The sequence below is a fragment of the Yoonia sp. SS1-5 genome, from assembly GCF_038443705.2.
In the GTDB taxonomy this organism is placed as follows: domain Bacteria; phylum Pseudomonadota; class Alphaproteobacteria; order Rhodobacterales; family Rhodobacteraceae; genus Yoonia; species Yoonia rhodophyticola.
The window spans coordinates 377,596-398,968 of the sequence record NZ_CP151767.2; the positions used below are offsets into that span (position 1 = coordinate 377,596).

Annotated in this window: 20 protein-coding genes; 13 read left to right on the plus strand and 7 right to left on the minus strand. The window is 58.7% G+C overall.

Annotated elements, in window-relative coordinates:
- From AABB31_RS03375 to miaA, 6 genes are all read right to left on the minus strand, one after another.
- The gene (locus tag AABB31_RS03375) at positions 1 to 2,076 is read right to left on the minus strand and encodes a dipeptide ABC transporter ATP-binding protein (protein ID WP_373635425.1); all 2,076 of its coding nucleotides are present in this window, start codon (positions 2,074 to 2,076) and stop codon (positions 1 to 3) included.
- A gap of 7 nt (positions 2,077 to 2,083) precedes the next feature.
- Positions 2,084 to 3,529, minus strand: a complete 1,446-nt coding sequence (locus tag AABB31_RS03380; protein WP_373635426.1) for an ABC transporter permease — start codon at positions 3,527 to 3,529, stop codon at positions 2,084 to 2,086.
- A 12-nt stretch (positions 3,530 to 3,541) separates the two neighbouring features.
- On the minus strand, positions 3,542 to 4,576 hold the full coding sequence (locus tag AABB31_RS03385; RefSeq protein ID WP_342075843.1) for an ABC transporter permease: 1,035 nt from the start codon (positions 4,574 to 4,576) through the stop codon (positions 3,542 to 3,544).
- 110 nt (positions 4,577 to 4,686) lie between these two features.
- Positions 4,687 to 6,345 (minus strand): ABC transporter substrate-binding protein, encoded by a 1,659-nt coding sequence (locus AABB31_RS03390; RefSeq protein ID WP_342075842.1) that lies wholly within the window; start codon positions 6,343 to 6,345, stop codon positions 4,687 to 4,689.
- Positions 6,346 to 6,551: 206 nt separating this feature from the next.
- Entirely contained in the window at positions 6,552 to 7,364 is an 813-nt protein-coding gene (locus tag AABB31_RS03395; RefSeq protein ID WP_342075841.1) for an AraC family transcriptional regulator, read from the minus strand.
- Between the two features lie 59 nt (positions 7,365 to 7,423).
- On the minus strand, positions 7,424 to 8,326 hold the full coding sequence (gene miaA / locus AABB31_RS03400) for a tRNA (adenosine(37)-N6)-dimethylallyltransferase MiaA (RefSeq protein ID WP_342078899.1): 903 nt from the start codon (positions 8,324 to 8,326) through the stop codon (positions 7,424 to 7,426).
- A gap of 106 nt (positions 8,327 to 8,432) precedes the next feature.
- On the opposite strand from miaA, the gene pyrH reads away from it, so the two are divergent.
- The 13 genes from pyrH (at position 8,433) to lpxB (ending at position 20,497) form a co-directional block, all read left to right on the plus strand.
- The gene (gene pyrH, locus AABB31_RS03405) at positions 8,433 to 9,152 is read left to right on the plus strand and encodes a UMP kinase (RefSeq protein WP_342075840.1); all 720 of its coding nucleotides are present in this window, start codon (positions 8,433 to 8,435) and stop codon (positions 9,150 to 9,152) included.
- A 196-nt stretch (positions 9,153 to 9,348) separates the two neighbouring features.
- A complete protein-coding gene (gene frr / locus AABB31_RS03410; RefSeq protein ID WP_342075839.1) occupies positions 9,349 to 9,912 on the plus strand; it encodes a ribosome recycling factor in 564 nt (187 codons plus the stop codon).
- Between the two features lie 26 nt (positions 9,913 to 9,938).
- Positions 9,939 to 10,664, plus strand: a complete 726-nt coding sequence (locus tag AABB31_RS03415; RefSeq protein ID WP_342075838.1) for an isoprenyl transferase — start codon at positions 9,939 to 9,941, stop codon at positions 10,662 to 10,664.
- 2 nt (positions 10,665 to 10,666) lie between these two features.
- A complete protein-coding gene (locus AABB31_RS03420) occupies positions 10,667 to 11,470 on the plus strand; it encodes a phosphatidate cytidylyltransferase (RefSeq protein ID WP_342075837.1) in 804 nt (267 codons plus the stop codon).
- Positions 11,467 to 12,636, plus strand: a complete 1,170-nt coding sequence (dxr, locus tag AABB31_RS03425; protein ID WP_373635427.1) for a 1-deoxy-D-xylulose-5-phosphate reductoisomerase — start codon at positions 11,467 to 11,469, stop codon at positions 12,634 to 12,636. Before AABB31_RS03420 ends, dxr begins: the two co-directional genes overlap by 4 nt.
- Positions 12,637 to 12,640: 4 nt before the next feature.
- Complete coding sequence (gene rseP / locus AABB31_RS03430; RefSeq protein ID WP_373635428.1) at positions 12,641 to 13,975, plus strand: RIP metalloprotease RseP; 1,335 nt, start codon at positions 12,641 to 12,643, stop codon at positions 13,973 to 13,975.
- A 58-nt stretch (positions 13,976 to 14,033) separates the two neighbouring features.
- Complete coding sequence (locus AABB31_RS03435; protein WP_342075836.1) at positions 14,034 to 14,171, plus strand: hypothetical protein; 138 nt, start codon at positions 14,034 to 14,036, stop codon at positions 14,169 to 14,171.
- 121 nt (positions 14,172 to 14,292) lie between these two features.
- Entirely contained in the window at positions 14,293 to 16,596 is a 2,304-nt protein-coding gene (bamA, locus tag AABB31_RS03440) for an outer membrane protein assembly factor BamA (RefSeq protein WP_373635429.1), read from the plus strand.
- Positions 16,596 to 17,120 carry an OmpH family outer membrane protein gene (locus AABB31_RS03445; protein ID WP_342075835.1) on the plus strand — a complete coding sequence of 175 codons (525 nt, stop codon included), beginning with the start codon at positions 16,596 to 16,598 and terminating at the stop codon, positions 17,118 to 17,120. Before bamA ends, AABB31_RS03445 begins: the two co-directional genes overlap by 1 nt.
- An 83-nt stretch (positions 17,121 to 17,203) precedes the next feature.
- On the plus strand, positions 17,204 to 17,665 hold the full coding sequence (fabZ, locus tag AABB31_RS03450; RefSeq protein WP_342075834.1) for a 3-hydroxyacyl-ACP dehydratase FabZ: 462 nt from the start codon (positions 17,204 to 17,206) through the stop codon (positions 17,663 to 17,665).
- Complete coding sequence (gene lpxA, locus AABB31_RS03455; protein WP_342075833.1) at positions 17,662 to 18,447, plus strand: acyl-ACP--UDP-N-acetylglucosamine O-acyltransferase; 786 nt, start codon at positions 17,662 to 17,664, stop codon at positions 18,445 to 18,447. The genes fabZ and lpxA overlap by 4 nt, the downstream gene beginning before the upstream one ends.
- Entirely contained in the window at positions 18,447 to 19,346 is a 900-nt protein-coding gene (locus AABB31_RS03460; RefSeq protein ID WP_342075832.1) for a UDP-2,3-diacylglucosamine diphosphatase LpxI domain-containing protein, read from the plus strand. Before lpxA ends, AABB31_RS03460 begins: the two co-directional genes overlap by 1 nt.
- The gene (gene lpxB / locus AABB31_RS03465) at positions 19,343 to 20,497 is read left to right on the plus strand and encodes a lipid-A-disaccharide synthase (RefSeq protein WP_342075831.1); all 1,155 of its coding nucleotides are present in this window, start codon (positions 19,343 to 19,345) and stop codon (positions 20,495 to 20,497) included. The genes AABB31_RS03460 and lpxB overlap by 4 nt, the downstream gene beginning before the upstream one ends.
- On the opposite strand, the gene AABB31_RS03470 is transcribed toward lpxB, so the two are convergent.
- The gene (locus tag AABB31_RS03470; RefSeq protein WP_373635430.1) at positions 20,423 to 21,346 is read right to left on the minus strand and encodes a DMT family transporter; all 924 of its coding nucleotides are present in this window, start codon (positions 21,344 to 21,346) and stop codon (positions 20,423 to 20,425) included. The genes lpxB and AABB31_RS03470 overlap by 75 nt on opposite strands.
- Positions 21,347 to 21,373: the final 27 nt, after the last annotated feature.

Here is a 21,373-nt window from a genome sequence, read left to right on the forward strand (position 1 = left end):
CTACTCTGCCGCGATCTGGATCACCGGTTCCATTTCGGCCAGTTCGGCATCGCTAAGATGGCATTTGATCTGGTGGCCTTCGGCCAGCATCCGCACGGGCGGGACCTCTTTTTCACACAAACCCCCGGCAACGCGGGATTTCCAGTTGCATCTGGTCTGGAACGGGCAGCCTGATGGCGGGTTCATCGCTGAGGGGATGTCGCCCTCTAGCACGATATGTTTCTTTTTGACGGATGTGTCTGCAATTGGCACCGCCGACAGCAGGGCCTCTGTATAGGGGTGGTAGGGTGGCGCGAAGACCTGATCAGTTGTGCCAAGCTCGACCACATGCCCCAGATACATCACCATGACCCGGTCGCTGAGATAGCGCACGATCGACAGATCGTGGCTGATAAACAGCAGTGTTGTTTTATGCTCGCGCTGGATTTCCATCAGCAGATCAGTCACCGCCGCCTGAACGGAGACATCCAGCGCTGAAACAGGCTCGTCCGCGACAACGATGCGGGCATCACCGGCAAAGGCGCGGGCGATCCCGACCCGTTGTTTCTGTCCACCGCTCAGCTGACGGGGCATCCGATCCGCAAAGGCGCGGGGCAGCTTGACCAGATCCAAAAGCTCCAGCATGCGGTCGCGCCGCTCTGCATCGTTCTGGCCAATGCCGAAAATCTCAAGCGCGCGGATAATCTGGCGCCCCACGGTCATGGATGGGTTCAGCGTGTCAAAGGGGTTTTGAAACACCATCTGGATATCGGCAATTGTCTTGGTGTCGCGTTTCTCGATCTCGGTGCTGCCGATAGACTTGTTGTCCAGCAGGATCTGTCCGTCGGTCGCGGTTTCAAGCCCCATAAGGACCTTGGCGAAGGTGGATTTGCCGCAACCGGACTCGCCCACAATCGCCAGCGTTTCACTTTCGCGGGCCTCGAAGGACAGGGTTTCGTTGGCCTTCACGACCTTCTTGTTGCCGCCACCAAACAGCGCATTGGCCGCAACCTCGTAATATTTACGCAGATTGTCCATTTTCAAAACAACAGGGCCCGGCTCGGGCTTGGCGGTTTGGGCGGCCACCTGCGGCGGGGCGGCCCAGTCGATTTCCTGAAACCGCAGGCAGCGTGTCTGGTGCCGGTCATTGCCGGGAACAGCATCCATGGGGATAAAGCCCGCATCACATCTGCCCGCTTCGAAATAGCCGCAGCGGGGGCCGAAATTGCAGCCATTGGGCCGCTCATGGGGCAGCGGAAAGTTCCCCGGAATGGTGACCAATGGTCGGGCATTCTTGTCTGCGCCGGGCAGCGGGATCGACCGGAACAGCGCCTGTGTGTAGGGGTGCTGCATCTCGTCAAAGACGTCCTCGATACTGCCGCGTTCGACCGCCTCGCCGGAATACATGACGCAAATCCGGTCGCATGTCTCAAGCACCAGCCCCAGATTGTGGCTGATAAACAGCATGCTGGTGCCGTATTTCTTGCCCAGATCCTTGACCAGTTCCACAACGGCCGCCTCGACCGTGACGTCAAGCGCTGTGGTTGGTTCGTCCAGGATCAAAAGCGAAGGTTTTGACATCAGGGCCATTGCAATCACGATCCGCTGCTGCTGCCCGCCGGACAGCTGATGCGGATAGCTTTTCAGCATGCGTTCGGGGTCGGGCAGTTTAACGTCCGTGACAACCTCAAGCGCCCTTGCATAGGCTTCCTTTTCGCCGATCCCTTCATGGATCATCGGCACTTCCATCAGTTGCTTGCCGATCTTCATCGCCGGGTTCAGCGAGGCCATCGGTTCCTGATAGATCATCGCAATCTCGGACCCGCGAATGTCGCGCAACTCCTCGGGGGACATTTCGCACAGATCGCGGCCCTTGAACTTGATCGACCCGCCAACGATACGCCCGTTTACGCCCAGATCCTGCATGACCCCAAGTGCCACGGTGGATTTGCCACAACCGGATTCGCCCACAAGGCCAAGCGCCTCGCCCGGCATGACGGTGGCGGAAAAATCCATCACTGCTGGGATTTCGCGCAGCCGTGTGAAGAACGAGATGGACAGCTTGTCGATCTCAAGGATGGGGTGTTGTGTTGTCATCTGCTTATCAGTCCTTCAGGCTTTCTTCGCGCAAGCCATCGGCCAGCAGGTTCAGACCCAACACAAGGCTGAGCAGCGCAATCGCGGGCGGCAGGGCAGGGTGCGCATAGATCAGCAGCAGCTTGCGCCCTTCATTGATGGTTGATCCCCAATCCGGGCTTTCGGATGACAGCCCCAGGCCAAAGAACCCCAACGTGCCCAGCAGAATGGTTGTGTAGCCAATCCGCAGGCAGAAATCGACGATCAGCGGACCGCGCGCATTGGGCAGGATTTCCCACAGCATGATGTACCAGGCCCCTTCGCCGCGGGTCTGGGCGGCCGCCACATAGTCGCGCGTGCGCAGGTCAAGCGTCAGCCCCCGCACGATCCGGAACACGGTCGGCGCGTTGACAAAGACGACCGACACAAAGACCACAAGAATGGAGATATCAAACAGGTCCAGCCAACTGGGCAGAAAGTCGATCTTGGTCCCCTTTTGGTTGATGATCGACAGATAAAGCCAGCCCAGGATGCCCAGAACCGGCACAAGGATCATCGTTCGTTTGGCCGGTTGCGTGTAGTAGCGCGAATTCAGCAGCACACCGAAAAAGATCAGCGGGAAGATGAACAGAAATGCGGCCATGTAAGATGGAATGCCCGTCTGCACGATTTCCGGCGTCACCAGCAGGTAGAACAGCAAGATGACCGGAAAGGCGAGGATCAGGTTGGCGATAAATGACAGGGCCGTGTCAAGTTTTCCGCCATAGAACCCCGCTGGCAGCCCTAGCGTGATCCCCACCATGAAGGCAAAGACAGTGGCCAGCGGCGCAATCGCAATCACGAAGGTCGAGCCTGTGACCACCCGGCTAAAGATGTCGCGGGCCAGATTGTCCCCCCCCAGCAGGTAGTGGGGGATCTTGCCTGCGGTTCCTTCGGGAACAGGGATCCCCGGCACCTTGTTTTTCAGCCCCGAGACCTGTGACAGGTAGTCATGCGTCGCAATCCAGTCGAAAAGCCCGACAAAGGCCGCCGTGAACACCCAGAACATCACCAGTGCAAAGCCGATCATCCCGACGGTGCTGTCAAACAATTTGCCGTATAGCCCCAGCTTGCGCTTGTAGACGATGGAAACCCCGAAGGTGAGGAGGAGGGCAATCCAGACGGATGTGAACTGCTTGGCCATCCCGCCCACAATGCCGACAGTGCCATACGGTAAGAACACACCAGCCAGCAGATAAAGCAGAACAATCGCCATCAGGATCAGAAACAGGTATTTCGTCCCGCTCTCGAACAGGCCCAGCGGCCCGCCCTGGCGCACCAACGTTCCGTCAGGGTTGGATTGCAGCGACACGGGTGGTGCAAAAAATCCAAGGATCGTCTGCCCGATGGCCGAGATCACCAGAAGTGCTGCCGTGATCCCAAAAATGGGGTTGAGGAATGCGCCGAAACTGCCGGTCCATGTCAGTGGTTCCATGATCATTCCCCCTTAAGAAATTCGGATACGTGGGTTGAGGAATACATAGCCGACATCAGAAATCAGCTGCGTGATCAGCACCACAAAGACCGAGACGATGGAAACCCCCAAGAGCAACTCGATATCGTTATTCCCCGCCGCCTGAACCAGAACCCAGCCAAAGCCCTTGTAGTTGAACAAGGTCTCGACAATGACCACCCCATTCAACAGCCACGGAAACTGCAGCATGATGACGGTAAAGGGCGCGATCAATGCGTTGCGCAGGGCGTGTTTGATAACGATCTTGGGAAAGCTGACCCCCTTAAGCCGGGCGGTGCGGATATATTGCGCCGTCATTACCTCGGTCATCGAGGCTCGGGTCATCCGAGCGATATAGCCCATGCCATAAAGGGCGATGGTGATGACAGGCAGAAAGAAGTTCTCGAAATTCGCATCATCCATGGCCGCGGTTGCCGTGCCTTTGAACGGCAGCGTGTCCCATTCGATAAAGGCCTTGGTCGCCAAGGCCGTGATCAGGATCACCCCCGAGACATATTCAGGCGTGGCGGTCGAAACAATCGACACCGTGGACAGGCTGCGGTCGGTACGTGACCCCTCGCGCATCCCGGCCAGGACCCCGATGATCAGGGCCCCCGGCACCATGACCATCATGACCCAGAACATCAATTTGCCGGTCAACCCAAGCCGGGTTGCCAGGATGCCTGAAACATCATCCTTGAAAACGGTCGAAAATCCCCATTCGCCTTGCAGGATGCCGCAGAAATTCTTGCCATCGTCGCAGCGCCGCCGGACCTCGCCATCGGTGCCCTCGATCTCGTATCCCGGTAGTACGCCGAGCCATTCGCCATACTTAATATAAACTGCCTGTGAATAACCCCGGTTATCGAGCCAACTGATGACGGCCTCATCAGTCATTCTGGCGTTGCCTTGGGTCTTGGCGAGTTTTTCGAGATTTGGTCCCAGATTGGTCAGACCAAAGACGACAAATGTGAGACATATTGCCGTGATTACCATCACCCCAAGGCGTCGAAAAATAAACAGTACCATAAAGGTCCCTATTGGAATTGGTGTCAAACTGCGCCCCGAGAACCGAGACATCCATGTCTCGATCCTCGTGTTGTCAGATGGGCCGCCCTGAGTAGGGCGGCCCGACTTTATTAGGCTGCAAAACCAATTTGATAGAGTCTTGGCAGGTAGGCGATGTGCATATCCCAGCCAACAAGGCCCGGTTTGGCATGCCTGTATAGCGATCTCCAGTAGGGTTGGATTGTCACGCCCTCATCGACCATTATTTGCTGCAGCTTTGCCATTACTTCGCGACGCTCGTCGGCTGCGGCAATAGAGTTGGCATCTGCGAGCAACGCGTCAAACTCGGCGTTTTCAAAGCCACTTTCATTCCATGCTTCGCCCGAGCGATACGCCAGCGCCAAAATCTGCGTTCCAAGTGGACGATGGTTCCAGTTGGTCGAGCTGAAAGGATACTTTGTCCAGTCGTTCCAGAAGGTCGAGCCAGGAATGATAGTCCGCTTGACCTTGAAGCCCGCATCGCGCATCTGCGCCGCTACCGAGTCGTTGGTATTGCGTAACCAGTCGTCATCAATGGAAATCAGATCAAATTCGTAGTCTTGCATGTCGGCTTCGGTCAGCAAATCCATTGCGCCTTTGGGATCGAACGCCGGCCCTGGTACGTCTGCCCATTCCGGATGCATGGGTCCGACATGTTGGTTACGCGCAGGTGCGCCGCGATTTGCGTATCCAAGTTCGAGGCAGACTTCATTACTGACGGCCATTTGGATGGCCTGACGCACCCGTTTGTCCGCGTATGGTCGCACCCCATCAACTTCAGCCAATTGATTCGGTCTGATTACAATCGTTGCACCAGATGCGATTTCGGATTTCTCCCAGCCGAGCCCATCAATGACATCAATGAAGTCACCGGTGGTTTCGTAAAACATGTCTATTTCATCAGAGGCGGCTGCCGCCACCCAAGCAGACGGATCCGTCCCGAAATCGATGAATTCGATACGATCCAAATAGGCACCTTTACCTTCTGCGTAGCCCCACCATTCGTGATCATCGTTTCTGACGACAACGGCCCGGACACCAACTTCGAGCGTTTCGGGCAAATATGGGCCGGTTCCTACTGGGTTGGCCAGCATATTTTCAGGGTCATGGCTGCTGTGAACAATCGCCGCTGGATAGTCTGACATACCAGCTATCAGAGAGATGTCTGACCGTGGCAGGTTCAACTTGACCGTCGAGGCATCGACCACTTCAATCGCACCATCGATGGCCTGACCAGTTTCCGCATCAATCAATACGGCAAATCGACCGGCCATGGAGTTGCCTTCCAAGCCCTTGTCGCACCAGCCTGTAATGTTTCGCGCAACGTCCTCCGCAGTAAAGTCGTCACCGTTGTTCCACTTTACGCCCTTGCGAACGTTCAGAGTGTATTGCGTCGCATCTTCGTTCACTTCCCAGCTTTCAAGCAGCATAGGGTTGAACGATCCGTCTGAGTCGTACTGAACCAGATATTCCAGCCAACCCGACGAAACATATGCGATTTCTGTCCAGTCATATGTCCGCGGGTCTTTGAGCGCATAGAGGTTCATTTGGATCCGGAGCGTACCACCTTGCTGGGCGTGGCCTGCGGCCTTGGCCGGTGCTGTCAGTCCCAGTAACCCATATGCTGCCGCTGTCGTGACCCCAAGTGCGGTTGTGCGCGCCAGAAATTCGCGGCGGTCCAGCTTTCCTGCCTTTTCTTCGGCGGCATAGATCAGTGCCGCTGGATGTAGTGATTTCTTTGGTTGCGTCATTCTTGTCTCCCTGTGAATCAACTTTTTACACGGAATTTGACCGTCGACGCTTGCCTCACGCTCTAACCACCTTCCGTCCCGACCCACATTCCGCACGATTTATGGGCAGAGGTCAACCGCAGCCGCCCCGATTGAACGGCGAGAAACGAGCTTTCCGGTGTGGCTAATTGACTTTTCGGATTTCCAAAACGACCTTGGAAGGACGATCACGCACCCTGCGGTCGCATATGGGTTTTGCGGAAATGGCTTGGGGTCTGGCCGGCTTTTTGCTGGAAACTGCGGGTGAAATAGGCGGCGGACTGAAAACCCAATCGCGCGGCGATGTTCTTGACGGGTGTATTTGTGTCGCGCAGCAGTTGGCAGGCCTCATAGTGAACGCGTTCATTCAGCAGCCCCAGTGCAGACCGATCGCATGTCTGTTTGCAGCAGCGGGTCAGGTGCGTCGGGGTCACATCAAGGGCGGCAGCGTAGTCGGCCACACCTTTTTCGCTGTGAAAATCCTGCGCGATCATTGTCGTGTAGCGCGCAACAAGCCGGGCAGCCGCCGAATTGCGCCGTGGGTCCGGTTGATCGGTCCGCCGGGCGCGCAACTGACGTTCGACGTAGATATTCAGCAACCCGATATGGCATTCAGCAGCACGCAGGTCACCGCCGGGTTGTAATTCACGCTCGATGGCCTCGATCAGGTTTTGCAGTTCTTTTTGCCCGACCACGTCCAGCAAGCGCAGATGAAAGGATACATCCGGCCAGTCCTCGGCATTTGGCAGCCTGAGGATTTGCGCAAAGACGGTCGGCCCGACCTCCATCCCGTACATGGTATTGGGCGGGATATAGATCAGGTTGTTGGGGCCGTACCCACCGGTCAGGCCGGCAATTGTGATCCGGCCCTGACCTTTGGTGATATGGATCAGGCGCGGGGTATCATGGCTGCGCATCGCCTCGTGCCGCCAGCGGGCGGCCTGTCCTGCAAAGGTGATCGTCGACAACGCAAAGGTTGCCGGTCTGTCCATCGTCATCATGTGGATCAACGTGCCTCAATGTTGATTTTTCACAAGTCTGGGCAAAAAGGTGTTTTACATCAATCCGCTGCGTCATCCACAAAGCAGAGTGTTGCGGATATGTCGGCGCTTGCAATCGGCAGATTGTGCCAATCCTTGTGCCTGGACCGGAACCAGGTCCGCTGCCGTTTCGCATATTGCCGTGATGCAATGATCGCAGCCTCGCGCGCCTCTTTGAGGGTAAGGCGCCCATCCAGATGCCCCATCAACTCGGGCGCCCCGATGGCCTTTGACGACAGATGGTCGGGGTTCCAATGCCGTCGCATGGCGCGGGCTTCATCCAATGCGCCCTGGGCCAGCATCATATCGAACCGCTTGGTAATGCGGGCGTTCAGCCAGTCTTTGGGCGCATCAAGGGTGATCAGCGTTGCCGCCGCGGCTGGCAGCAATGGGGGCGGCGTGTTGTCCTGCCAATCAGCAAGGCTTTGCCCGGTAGCTTTCAGCACCTCCCATGCGCGCTGGACCCTGACGCGGTTCTGGATGTCGAGCCGATCCCGCGTTTCCGCATCAATATCAGCCAAAAGGTCATTTAAAGACAGGGCATTTGCCCGTGTTCTTAATGCATCTGGTGTCGGCGGGATGTCGGCCAGACCCTTGGTCAGCGCATGAAAGTTCAACCCGGTCCCGCCAACGATGATCGGCCGGGCCGTTCCCTGCAGAAACGGGGCAACGTCGCGCAGCCAATGCCCAACCGAATATGCGGCATCGAACGGAACATGCCCGTAAAGCGCATGTGGCGCGGCCTTTATGTCGGCGGCGTCAGGGCGCGCGGTCAGAATGCGCCATCCGTCAAAAACCTGCAACGCGTCCGCGTTCACGATCAGCCCGCCTTGCTGCTTTGCAATATGCAGGGCCAGCGCGGATTTGCCTGACGCGGTTGGTCCGGCAATCAGGACCGGTTTATGTGGGGATATGGTAATCATCGCGCTATTTGCGCAGGTCTTCGAAAACTGGGCAAGCAGCCATTGAACCTGCCCGCGTTTTCCGACAGTTTGCACGATGGAGTGAGCGACAAATTTGGGGGCGGCCATGACCGAGAAGACGACCTATAGCAGGGTAATGTTGAAAATCTCGGGTGAGGCGCTGATGGGCGACACATCCTTCGGCCTGCATCCGCCGACCGTGCAGCGTGTGGCCCGCGAAGTGAAATCCGTACACGATATGGGCGTCGAGATTTGTATGGTCATCGGCGGCGGCAACATCTTTCGGGGCCTGCAAGGGTCTGCGCAGGGGATGGAACGCACCACGGCCGACTATATGGGAATGCTCGCCACCGTGATGAACGCGCTGGCCATGCAATCAGCCCTGGAAGAGCTGGGGATCCACACGCGGGTGATCTCGGCCATCACAATGAACGAGGTGGCCGAACCCTATATTCGCCGCCGTGCTGTCCGGCACCTGGAAAAGAAACGGGTCTGCATCTTTGCTGCCGGGACGGGGAACCCCTATTTCACCACCGATACAGCCGCCACATTGCGGGCCAACGAAATGGCATGCGAGGCGATATTCAAAGGCACCAAGGTTGACGGCGTCTATGACAAGGACCCGGCCAAGCATGACGACGCGACCCGCTATGACGAGGTCAGCTATGACGAGGTCTTGCAGAAACATCTTGGGGTGATGGACGCCTCGGCGATTGCGCTGGCGCGCGACAATGACCTGCCGATCATCGTGTTTTCACTGGATGAACCCGGTGGATTGCGCGGGATACTCGCGGGCGAGGGGACCTATACGATCGTACATGAATAGCCGCAGCTTGCCGGTGTGATATCTGGCTGCCGGCAGGTTTGCGCCGGGCGGTCCGGCGTCGCCCGGCGGCAATCATGCCACGATGCCCTGCACATAAAATGCCGATTTTCCCGACATATCTGGCGCTATACAAGTTGGGCGCATTCGCTTAATAGGATGAAAAGTCCGGGCAAAGCCCGTCAAGGAAGAGCAAGAGATGTCAGACGATTTTGAACTTGATACCGATGATCTGGCGCGCCGGATGGCTGGCGCAATCGCAAATCTGCGCACTGAATTGGCATCACTGCGGACCGGTCGCGCCTCGGGTTCGATGCTGGAACCGGTGATGGTTGACGCCTACGGGTCCATGACGCCGATCAATCAGGTGGGCACCGTGAACGTCCCCGAACCGCGCATGGTCACGATCAACGTGTGGGACAAAAGCCTTGTGGGCAAGGTTGAAAAGGCGATCCGCGAAAGCGGCCTTGGGATCAACCCGCAACTTAACGGCACCATCATCATGCTGCCCATCCCCGAACTGAACGAAGAGCGCCGCCGCGAGCTGACCAAGGTTGCAGGCGGCTATGCCGAAAGCGCGCGCGTCTCGGTCCGCAATCTGCGGCGTGACGGGATGGACCAGATCAAGAAGGCCAAGGCCGATGGCATGTCAGAGGATGACCAGAAATTCTGGGAAGCCGCTGTGCAGGAAATCACAGACGAGCATATCAAGTTGGTCGATGACACGTTAGAGACGAAACAGTCCGAGATCATGCAGGTCTGAGCGAAATTTTCACCGGAGGGGTTCCTATGCCCAAAGATGTTACGCCAAAGACAGGGCCAGCCCATGTGGCCATTATCATGGATGGTAACGGCCGGTGGGCCCAGCAAAGGGGGCGTCCGCGTCTGTTCGGCCACCATGCTGGTGCAAGGCGGGTCCGCGAGATCGTCGCAGCCTGTCCCGATCTTGGCGTCAAATATCTGACGATATTTGCCTTTTCGACGGAAAACTGGAAACGCACCCAGACCGAAGTTGCCGGGCTCATGAGCCTGTTTCGCAAATATATCGAGCGCGAGGCACAGGCCCTGTTGGCAAATGGCGTCCGCGTCCGGTTCATCGGTGATCGCATCCGGCTTGATGACAAGCTTGTGGCCATGATGGACAATCTCGAACTGCTGACTGCCGACAATGACACGGTGCACCTGACCATCGCGCTGAACTACGGCGGGCGTGACGAGGTGACCCGGGCCGCAAAACGGCTGGCCTACGAGATCGAAACAGGCCGCCTGACCCATAATGATGTGGATGCAGAGACCTTGTCGCGCTTTCTTGATACCCATGTTCTGCCCGATCCTGACCTTGTGATCCGCACCAGTGGCGAGGCGCGCATTTCCAATTTTCTGCTCTGGCAATCGGCCTATTCGGAATATGAATTTATCGACACGCTCTGGCCTGATTTCACCAAGGCAGAGTTCGCGCGTGTCCTGTCCGGTTATGGAAAGCGGGAACGTCGCTTTGGTGCCGTTCTGGCCTGATCATGGCAGAGCCGAAGCCTTCATCAGCGAATTGGGATGATCTGACCGTCCGCATGGCCTCAAGTGCCGCGATGACGGTTGTGGGCGCCGTTGGCGTTATTCTGGGCGGTGTCTGGTTTCAGATGCTGGTGGTCTTCGTCTCGGCGGTGATGATCTGGGAATTGTGGATGATGATCCGCCCGCATGAGCCCACGCCGGGAATGTTGCTTGCCGCACTTGCCGCATCCGTGATGTCGGGGCAGCTGGTTGACGGGTCCCAATGGGCGATGCTGCTGTTTCTTGTGGTGCCGGTGATTGGTGCGGTCCAACTGCGTACCGAGATCAAGACATTCTTTATCTTTGCCTTGGGTATCCAACTGGCAGGCTGGGGCCTTGTTCACTTTCGGACCGATTATGGATTTACCTGGTTGCTCTGGCTGATGTCGGTGGTGATTGTCACGGATATCTTTGGCTATTTTGCAGGCAAGACATTTGGTGGTCCAAAGTTCTGGCCCAAGATCAGCCCCAAGAAAACCTGGAGCGGTACTATCGCGGGTTGGCTGGGGGCCGGTCTGGTGGGGTTCCTGTTCACCATGTTCACCGCCGCCGGGTGGTGGATCATCGCGCTGTCTATGATCCTCAGCTTTGCGGGGCAGATGGGCGACATCGCGGAAAGCGCGCTAAAGCGTCGGATGGGGGTCAAGGACAGCTCCACCCTGATCCCGGGCCATGGCGGTCTGTTTGATCGCTTTGATGCGCTGTTGGGGGCAGCATTGTTCATGCTGCTGGTCGCCTCGTTCTTTGATGTGCCCGGAGTAGCCTTTTGAGGCGGATCAGCCTGTTCGGCGCAACCGGATCGGTGGGGCAGAGCGCGATTGATCTGATCGCCAGAGCCCCGGATGACTATGACGTTGTCGCCCTCACAGGTGGCCACAATCTTGAGCAACTCGCCCATGATGCCCGCCGGTTGCGGGCTGATTTGGCCGTGACCTGCTATCCGGATCGGTACGAAGAGCTCAAGGCGCTCCTGGCGGATACGGATATCGAGGTGGCGGCAGGGCCTGATGCGGTGGTTGCGGCGGCAACGTGCCCTGTTGACTGGGCCTTATCGGCCATTGTCGGGTCTGCCGGACTTGTCCCGGGCCTGACAGCACTTGCGCATGGGACGACGCTGGCACTGGCCAATAAGGAATCACTGGTGACGGCAGGGCCGCTTTTGATGCGCACAGCCCGGCAGTATGGCGCCACCATCCTGCCGGTTGATAGCGAGCATTCGGCTGTATTTCAGGCGCTTGTGGGCGAGGATATGGCGGCGGTCGAGCGGGTGATCATCACCGCCAGCGGCGGGGCCTTTCGCGATTGGCCGCTGGACAAGCTTGCCACCGCAACACTGGCCGAGGCATCCAGCCATCCCAATTGGGATATGGGCCAGCGGATCACCATTGATAGCGCGTCCATGTTCAACAAGGGGATGGAACTGATTGAAACAAAGGAATTCTTTCAGGTTCCTGTTGGCATGATAGAGGTGTTGATCCACCGCGAAAGCCTGATCCACGCGATGGTTGGGTTCAATGACGGCGCGCTGATGGCGCATGTCGGCCCGCCCGATATGCGCCACGCGATTGGATATGCCCTGCATTGGCCCGTTCGCACGCAGCTGCCGGTCGAACGGCTTGATCTGGCAGCCATTGGCGCGCTGACCTTTGAGGCCCCCGATCTGGCCCGTTACCCGGCCTTGGCCATTGCCACGCGGGTCATGCAAGACGGGGGGCTGTCCGGCGCGATATTCAATGCCGCAAAAGAACGCGCGCTTGACGGGTTTATCAACGGCGAGATCGGATTTCTTGACATGGCACGGGTGGTCGAGGCCGTGTTGGACAAAATGTCATCAGATGATGGGCTGCAATCTGCCACGATTACGCTAGATAACATCTTGCAGACAGACGCACTTGCCCGCATCCGCGCGGGCGAGATCATCAGCCAGCTGGGATAGAACATTGGATCTGACACAATTCGTGCCGCTCTTTGGTAATTTTGCCTTTATGATCGCGGCGTTTGTCGTGGCATTGTCGGTCATCGTCGCGATCCACGAATATGGCCATTACATCGTCGGGCGCTGGTGCGGCATTCATGCGGAAGTCTTTTCGCTTGGGTTTGGGCCGGTGATCTACAGCCGGATGGACCGGCGCGGCACGAAATGGCAGGTCGCGGCCTTGCCGCTTGGCGGCTATGTCAAGTTTCTGGGCGATGCGAATGCGGCCAGCGTCGGATCAGACGGCACTGTCGCGGCAACAGATGCGCGCCGGACGATGCTGGGCGCCCCGTTATGGGCGCGTACCGCGACAGTTGCGGCGGGTCCGATTTTCAATTTCATTCTCGCCATTCTGATCTTTGCCGGCGTTATGATGGCGCAGGGCCGATCCGCGGACCCGCTGACATTTGGTGAAATGCGCCCCTTGCCCCCAAGCTTTGCCACAGACCTGCAAACCGGCGATATCCTGCTGTCTGTCGAAGGCATCCCGTTTGATGATCCGGACCGCGAAGGCGGCATCGTTGATCTGCTGCCGCTGAAAGAGCGGCTGGATTACCGGGTGGAACGGGGCGGCGATCAGATCACGGTGGACGGCCCATTCCTGATGCCAACGGCCGTTTCCAGTGTCAGCCCACGATCCGCCGCTGATGACGCCAATATCAAGGTGGGCGACGTGATTACTGCCATCAACGGCGATCCGGTTTTTGCGTTCACCCAGGTGCAGGAGATCGTCAAGAATGCGGATGGCGCCCCTTTGGCGCTGACCCTTTGGCGCAACGGCCAAACCGTTGATGTGACATTGTCACCGCGCCGTGTGGACTTGCCACTGCCGGAAGGCGGGTTCGAGACCCGCTGGCTGATGGGAATTACGGGCCAGCTGTTTTTCGAGGAACAAACCGAATTTGTTGGCCCGATTGAGGCGCTGCAGATCGGGGCGCAGCAATTGTGGTTCACGGCGACAACATCGCTTTCAGCGCTCAAGCATGTGATTTTCGGACAGATTTCCACATGTAACCTGTCGGGGCCGGTGGGCATCGCGGAAACCAGCGGCTCTATGGCAGAGCAGGGTGCGCAAAGCTTTATCTGGTTTATCGCCGCCTTGTCAGCCGGTGTTGGCCTGATCAACCTGTTCCCGATACCGGTTCTGGATGGCGGCCACCTGATGTTTTACGCCTACGAGGCGATTGCCCGGCGCAAGCCAAGCGATCGGGCCATTCAGGTCTTTATGTTTGTTGGGTTGGCGCTTGTTTTGTCGTTGATGTCATTTACGGTTTTAAACGATACGTTGCTTTGCCCCTAGGGGCTTGCCACGGTTTTGCCGCATTTGGGCGTTACGATTTGGCTGAGAGGTGATAGGTATGACACGCGCAACAAGAGCACTGACAAACAGATTTCGTGGTTTCAAAACGCTTGTGCGGATGAACATGGACTGGCTGCGTTTTGCCGTGATCGTGATGATCGCGCTTTATAGTAGCGCCTACGTGATGTTGAGCTAGTCAACCACCAGATCACTAAATAAAGCACAAAACGCGCCTCTGGGCGCGTTTCTTCGTTTTGACAAAACGTCGCATAAGGGCTACTCCGATGGCAATTGGGTTGTGAGCACAGGCGATAATAATGAAAAACAATGTGGGGGGCGCCGCATTACGATGTGGCAGAATTGTCCGGCGGATCGGGTTCATGCTGGTCTTGGCTGCGATGGGCGGCGCAGCGATCGCACAAAGTTTTGCGTTCACCGCGATCAATATCGAAGGTAATCAGCGCGTCGCGGATGGCACGATCCTGACATTTGCGGGCATTTCCCCCGGTGAGGCGCTGTCGGCTGCCGAACTGAACGATGCCGCCCAAAGTATCCGCGAATCCGGCCTGTTCGAAAGTGTCGATGTCACGCCCGTCGGCCGCACCTTGCGGATCAATGTCGTTGAATATCCAACCATCAACCGCATCAATATCGAGGGCAATGTCCGCCTGCGCGACGCGCAATTGCTGCCGCTTGTGCAATCCCAGCCGCGCCGCGTCTACAATCCCGCTCAGGCCGAGCAGGACACGGCTGCGATAACCCGGGCCTATGCCGAACAGGGACGGATCAATGCGGTTGTGACACCGCGGATCATCCGTTTGTCCGATAACCGTGTTGATCTGGTGTTCGAAGTGGCCGAATCCGGTGTGACTGAGATTGAACGCATTTCCTTTATCGGCAACCGCACGTTTTCCGAGGGGCGCCTGCGCCGCGTGCTGGATACAAAGCAGGCAGGCGTGCTGCGCACGATCATCACCCGCGATACCTATTCCCCCGAACGCATTGCCCGTGACCGCACATTGCTGACGGAATTCTACCGCTCGCGCGGCTATCCGGATTTCGTCGTGCAGAATGTGGATGTGTCACTGACCCGTGAACGCGACGCCTATCTGGTGACATTCAATGTGCGTGAGGGGCAGAAATTCTCGTTCGGGCGGGTGTCTGTGCGCAGCGAATATCCGGGCGTGAATGGGGCGGATTTCGAACGTGAAATCCGTGTCCGCACCGGTGCCACCTATTCGCCCGCACCAATAGAAACGGATATTTCGCGCATTGAACGTGCCGCAACGGCGCGGGGCATCACCTTTCTTGAGGTGCAGCCGCGCATCACCCGCAACGACCGGGCGCTGCAACTGAACGTGGAATATGTGCTGGTTCCCGGACGCCGGGTCTTTGTCGAGCGCATTGATATCGAAGGCAATGGCACAACGCTGGACCGCGTCATTCGCAACCAGTTCCGCGTGGTCGAGGGCGATCCCTTTAATCCGCGCGAAATCCGCGAGGCGGCGCGCCGCATTCGCGGACTGGGCTTCTTTCAGAATGCCGCTGTTGATGCGCGTCAGGGATCATCGCCCAGCCAGGTCATTATTGATGTGGATGTCGAGGAAGGCCCGACAGGCACCCTGACATTTGGCGCAAACTACAACAGCGATACCGGCGCGGGTCTTGTGGCCTCTTACCGGCAGAGCAATTTTCAGGGACGCGGTCAGCGCCTGAACTTTCAGGTCTCGACTGCGGAAAGCAACCGGCGCCTAGCCTTCGGGTTTACCGAGCCGCAGTTTCTGGGCCGCGACCTGCGCTTTGGCATAGATTTGTCATACCGGACAACGGACAATGAAAACGCGCTTTATGACACTGAAACCTTCCGGATCAGCCCATCGCTCAGCTTCCCGGTCAGTGAAAATGGGCGTTTGCAGGTGTTTGGCGCCTATGAGTTCACCGATTTGACCGATGTATCGGGCGATGCCAGCCAGATCATTCAGGACGAGGCCGCACAGGGCAAGGTCACCAACGGATCTATCGGCTACACCTATAGCTTTGATACCCGTCGGACCGGTTTGAACCCCAATGCAGGTGTGCTGTTGCGGTTCGGGCAGGAATTCGGCTTTGGCGACACGCAGTTCATCAAGACGACAGCGCTTGCCGGGGCAGAGACAAAAATCCTGAACGAAGAAGTGACACTGCGCGCCACGCTTGAGGGCGGGAACCTGCGGTATCAGGATGGCAGCAGCCGTGTCACCGACCGCTTCTTCCTTGGCAGCAGGTTGTTGCGCGGGTTTGAGGCCGGCGGCGTTGGCCCTCGCGACGAAGATACCGATGATGCGCTTGGCGGGAACAGCTTTGCGGTTGCCCGGCTTGAGGCGGAATTCCCGCTTGGTTTGCCAAGCGAATACGGGATCTCGGGTGGGGTCTTTCTTGATCACGGGACAGTCTGGGATGTTGGCGAAACCGGTACGGCGAACGTTCTGTATGACGAGCCGATCACGCGGACGATTGCGGGTGTGTCCATCTTCTGGACAACACCGATCGGCCCGTTGCGGTTTAACTTCACAGAAGAAATCGACGTGCAGGAACGCGACAATCCGAAATCCTTTGACGTGACGATCTCGACCAGTTTCTGATGCGCATCTGGGGCGCCATAGCGCTGTTGCTGGTGCTTTGCCTGCCAGCAGCAGCGCAGCAAGAGCCGGCGCCGCAAATCCTGATCGTGGACAGCGACCGCGTCTATCTTGAAACGCTTTACGGGCGCAGCATCGCAGAAGATCTGGCAGCTCAGGTCAGCCAGCTGCAATCCGAGAATGACGCCATCGCTGAACAACTCCGCGAAGAGGAACTGGCCCTGACAGAGCAGCGGGCCGAAATGACGCCCGAGCTATTCCGCCAGGAGGCCGATGCCTTTGACGAAAAGGTGCAGGAGTTGCGCCGGACCCGCGACGCCAAGAACCAGGAATTGCAGGTCGCAAGCGCCGAGGCCCGGTCCCGGTTTGAGGAACGCGTGCAGGGTATCGTCGCCAATATCATGCTGGAACGAAACGCGTTGATGGTCATGGAACAGCGCAATGTCATTCTATCCGTACGCGCGGCCAACATTACCGATGACGTGATCACCCGGATTGATGCGCAATTGGGGGACGGTTCGCAGTAGCGGACGCTTGCCCGTTGCGCGCGCGCTTGGTACTGATTTCGAACGCGGCGCAGACCCGCATCAGCAATAAGGAGCGTCCGCGCATGTCCGACCCGGTCACAGAGGCTGACATTCACCTCATCCAGAAGATACTTCCGCATCGCTATCCCTTTCTGTTGGTTGACAAAGTTCACAGCATTAATGGGACAGCCTCGGCCATCGGGATCAAGAATGTCACCATGAACGAGCCGCATTTTCAGGGCCATTTTCCCGGCAATCCGATCATGCCGGGTGTGACAATCGTCGAAGCCATGGCACAGACGACGGCGGTCATGGTCGGGGCCTCGCTTGGCCTGACAGAGGGTAATTTGCTGGTCTATTTCATGGCGATTGACGGCTGCAAATTCCGCCGCAAGGTCGTGCCGGGTGACGTTCTGGAAATGCATGTCGAAACAACGCGCGGCAAGCCCGGTGGCAAGGTCTGGCGCTTTAAGGGCGTTGCCAGGGTCGAGGGTGAAATGGCCGCCGAGGCAGAGTTCACCGCTATGATGGATATGCAGGATTGACCGCTGACATCCACCCTTCCGCCGTGATCGCGGATACGGCCGTGATTGGTGCCGATTGCAGGATTGGCCCCTTCTGCGTGATCGGGCCGGATGTTGTTCTGGCCGACCGGGTGACCCTGAAAAGCCATGTGGTGATCGAAGGCGATACCCATATCGGTGAAGAGACCGAAGTTTTTCCATTTGCGGTGATTGGTGAAATCCCGCAGGATTTGAAGTTCGGCGGCGAGAAGTCGCAATTGCGGATCGGTGCGCGCAACCGGATCCGCGAACATGTCACGATGAATATCGGCACGGCCGGTGGCGGCGGTGTGACCCGGATCGGCGATGACGGGTTGTTTATGGCCGGTTGCCATATCGCCCATGACGCGCAGATCGGGGACCGCGTCATCATCGTGAATTCCACCGCGATTGCCGGTCACTGCATTCTGGAAGACGACGTAATCGTTGGCGGCCTGTGCGGCGTGCACCAGTTTGTCCGGATCGGGCAGGGTGCGATTATTGGCGCCGTCACAATGGTGACCAAGGATGTTGTCCCGCACGGTCTTGTACAGGCCCCGCGGGGCGAGCTGGACGGGTTGAACCTTGTCGGGCTCAAACGCAAAGGTGTGGCCCGCAGCGACATCACCGCATTACGGGCCGCGTTTCAGATGCTCAAGGATGGCGAGGGGACCTTTCAGGACCGCGCCCGCCGCCTCGCCGATGAAAGTGACAGCGCTTATGTGCAGCAGATGGTTGCCTTTATTCTTGGCGACACAGATCGCAATTTCCTGACGCCGGGCTGATGCTTGCATTGATTGCAGGAACAGGCGACCTGCCGACGCAATTGGTGCAGCATGCCACACCGCGCCCCTTGATCTGCGCGCTTGCCGGATTTGAGCCTGCGCTTGCGCCTGATCTGGCCTTTCGGCTTGAGCATCTGGGATCTTTTCTTGCCGAACTCAAGGCCCGCGGTGTCACCCGGATCTGCATGGCGGGCGCGGTCACCCGCCCGGTGATTGACCCCGCTGCCATAGATGACGCAACCAAACCGCTGATCCCGCTTTTGCAATCGGCAATGTCAAAGGGGGATGACGGCGCCTTGCGCGGCATCATCGCACTTCTGGAAGATCAGGGGTTTGCCATCGTTGCCGCCCATCAGATCGCACCTGCGCTGCTGCCGGAACCCGGTGTCCTGACGCAGGCACAGCCGCAACCCCCGCATGAAGATGACGCCGCGCGCGGGCAGGAATGTGTAGCGGCCATGGGGGTCGCCGATGTCGGGCAGGCCTGTCTGATCCGTGCGGCAGCACCGGTCGCAACCGAGGGGCAAGATGGCACAGATGCAATGCTGGATCGGTTCATCCTTCCGCAGACCCCGGACCCAACGGGTGACGTGCTGGACACGGTGACCGACGTCGCATCGGATATGTTTGACACGGTTGCGGACTGGCTGGTCGGCCCGGCGGTCGACAGGCCCGACGCGGGGGGCGCGATCCTGTTCAAGGCCCCCAAGCCAGGGCAGGATCGGCGCGCTGACTTGCCGGTTATCGGGCCGGGCACGGCGCGCCGTGCCGCGCGTGCCGGCCTTGCCGGTATCGTGGTTGAGGCGGGCGGTGTCATGGTCCTGCACCGCGCCGATGTCGTGCAAGCGCTTGATGCGGCAGGTCTGTTTCTCTGGGTCCGTCCAAGGGGTGACACATGAGGGTCTTCGTGATCGCGGGCGAACCGTCGGGCGACAAGCTGGGTGCGGCGATGATGGCGGGGCTCAAGGCATTGCAAGGCGATGTCCCTTTTGACGGGGTCGGCGGCCCGCTGATGCAGGCCGAAGGATTGGTCAGCCGGTTTCCGATGGATGAGTTGTCGGTCATGGGGCTTGCTGAAATCCTGCCGAAATACCGGGCGTTGAAGGCCCGGATCCGGCAGATGGCCGAGGCGATTGTGGCAAGTCGGCCTGATGTTCTGATCACCATTGATAGCCCCGATTTCTGCTTGCGGGTCGCCCGTCTTGTCAAAGCCGTCAGCGACATTCCAACCGTGCATTACGTCGCCCCAACGGTCTGGGCCTGGCGCGCGGGCCGGGCTGCAAAGATGGCCCAGCATATTGACCACGTGCTTGCCCTCTTTCCGTTCGAGCCGCCCTATATGCAGGCCGCTGGGATGGGATGCGATTTCGTCGGGCATCCGGTTGTGGCCGAACCGGTGGCCAGCGCGGCAGCCGTCGCAGAACTGGCAATCGCGGATCCGGTGGTGATGCTTCTGCCTGGAAGCCGCAAGGGCGAGGTGTCGCGTCTTGCGGATCGGTTTGGCGAGGCGGCCGCCCTGATTGCCAAGGAACGGCCCGCCGCCCGGTTTGTCATACCAACCACGCAGGGCGTGTATGATCTGGTGCAGACGCGTGTTGGCGGCTGGACAGTGCCTGTGACTGTTCTGGCGCCGGGTGATGCGCGGCGTGCGGCCTTTTTCAAGCGGGCGGATGTCGCGCTGGCTGCGTCCGGCACCGTCTCGCTTGAACTGGCCGCGAATGCGACACCGATGGTGATTGCCTATGATATGGCCTGGCTTAGCCGGGTGATCATCAGCCGCATGCTCAAGGTGGACACGGTGACGCTGGTCAATCTGGTCAGCGAAACGCGGGTGATACCAGAATTCATTGGGGCGGCCTGCCAGCCCGAACCGATTGCGCGCGCCGTGCTGGAGCTGCTGGACAATCCCGGCGCCCAGCAGGCGGCCATGGCCACTACCATGACCCGGTTGGGGCAGGGTGGCCCGCCGCCCGGTTTACGCGCGGCGCAGGCGGTGGTGGATTTTCTGAAAAAGCCGGCCGTCAAGAATAAGCAGGCCAAGGGCAAGTAGCCCAAATCCGGCATAGGCGCGGGCGGGCAGCGCCTCACCCAGAACAATCGCCCCCAGCACGATTGCGACCGGGGCGACCAGCAGGGTGCAAAGCATCAGGTTCCCACTGCCCGCCATGGCCAGCACCCGGTAGTAGAGCAGGTAGGCCAATGCCGTTGCGATGATCGCATAATACGCAATCGCGGCCCATGTCTGCGGCATCAGCGACAGGCTGATGGGCCCTTCGACAAACCACGCAACCGGTAGGGTGATCAGGCTTGATCCGGTCAACATGCCCGCGGCCGCCACTTGGGGTGACAGGCCGGCCAGCGTCCGGCGCGCCCAGACGCCGGCCACGGCATAGCTGACCGTGCCGGCAATCACGGCAATCTGCCCAAGCGAGCGGATGTCAAACTGCGTCAATGCGGATAGCCCGATGGCGGTCGCCACCCCCAAAAAGCCCAAGGCAACGCCCACAGCTTTGCGGGCGGTCAACCGCTCATCCGCGAGAAACAGGGCCGCCGCGATAACACCGAAAATGGCAGTTGCTGCGTTCAGGATAGACGTGAGGCCTGTCTCAATATGCAACTGTCCCCAGGCCATGAGGCTGAACGGGATCGCGTTGTTCAGCAGCCCCATGACCAGAAACGCCCCCCAGATCCGTGGGGCGCGTGGCAGTGGCAGACGACGAAAGGCGACATAGGCCCAAAGGATCAGCATGGCCCAACCGGTACGATGCGCCACCGCTGTCAACGGGCCGATTTCGTCCAGCGCGATGCGGATCGACAGGAAAGACGCCCCCCAGATCAGCGAGAGCAAAAGCAATTCGGCCCATGCGCGCGACGAGATGGTTTTCTGGACGGGGCTCATGTGGTGACATCACCCCTGCACCGTCGG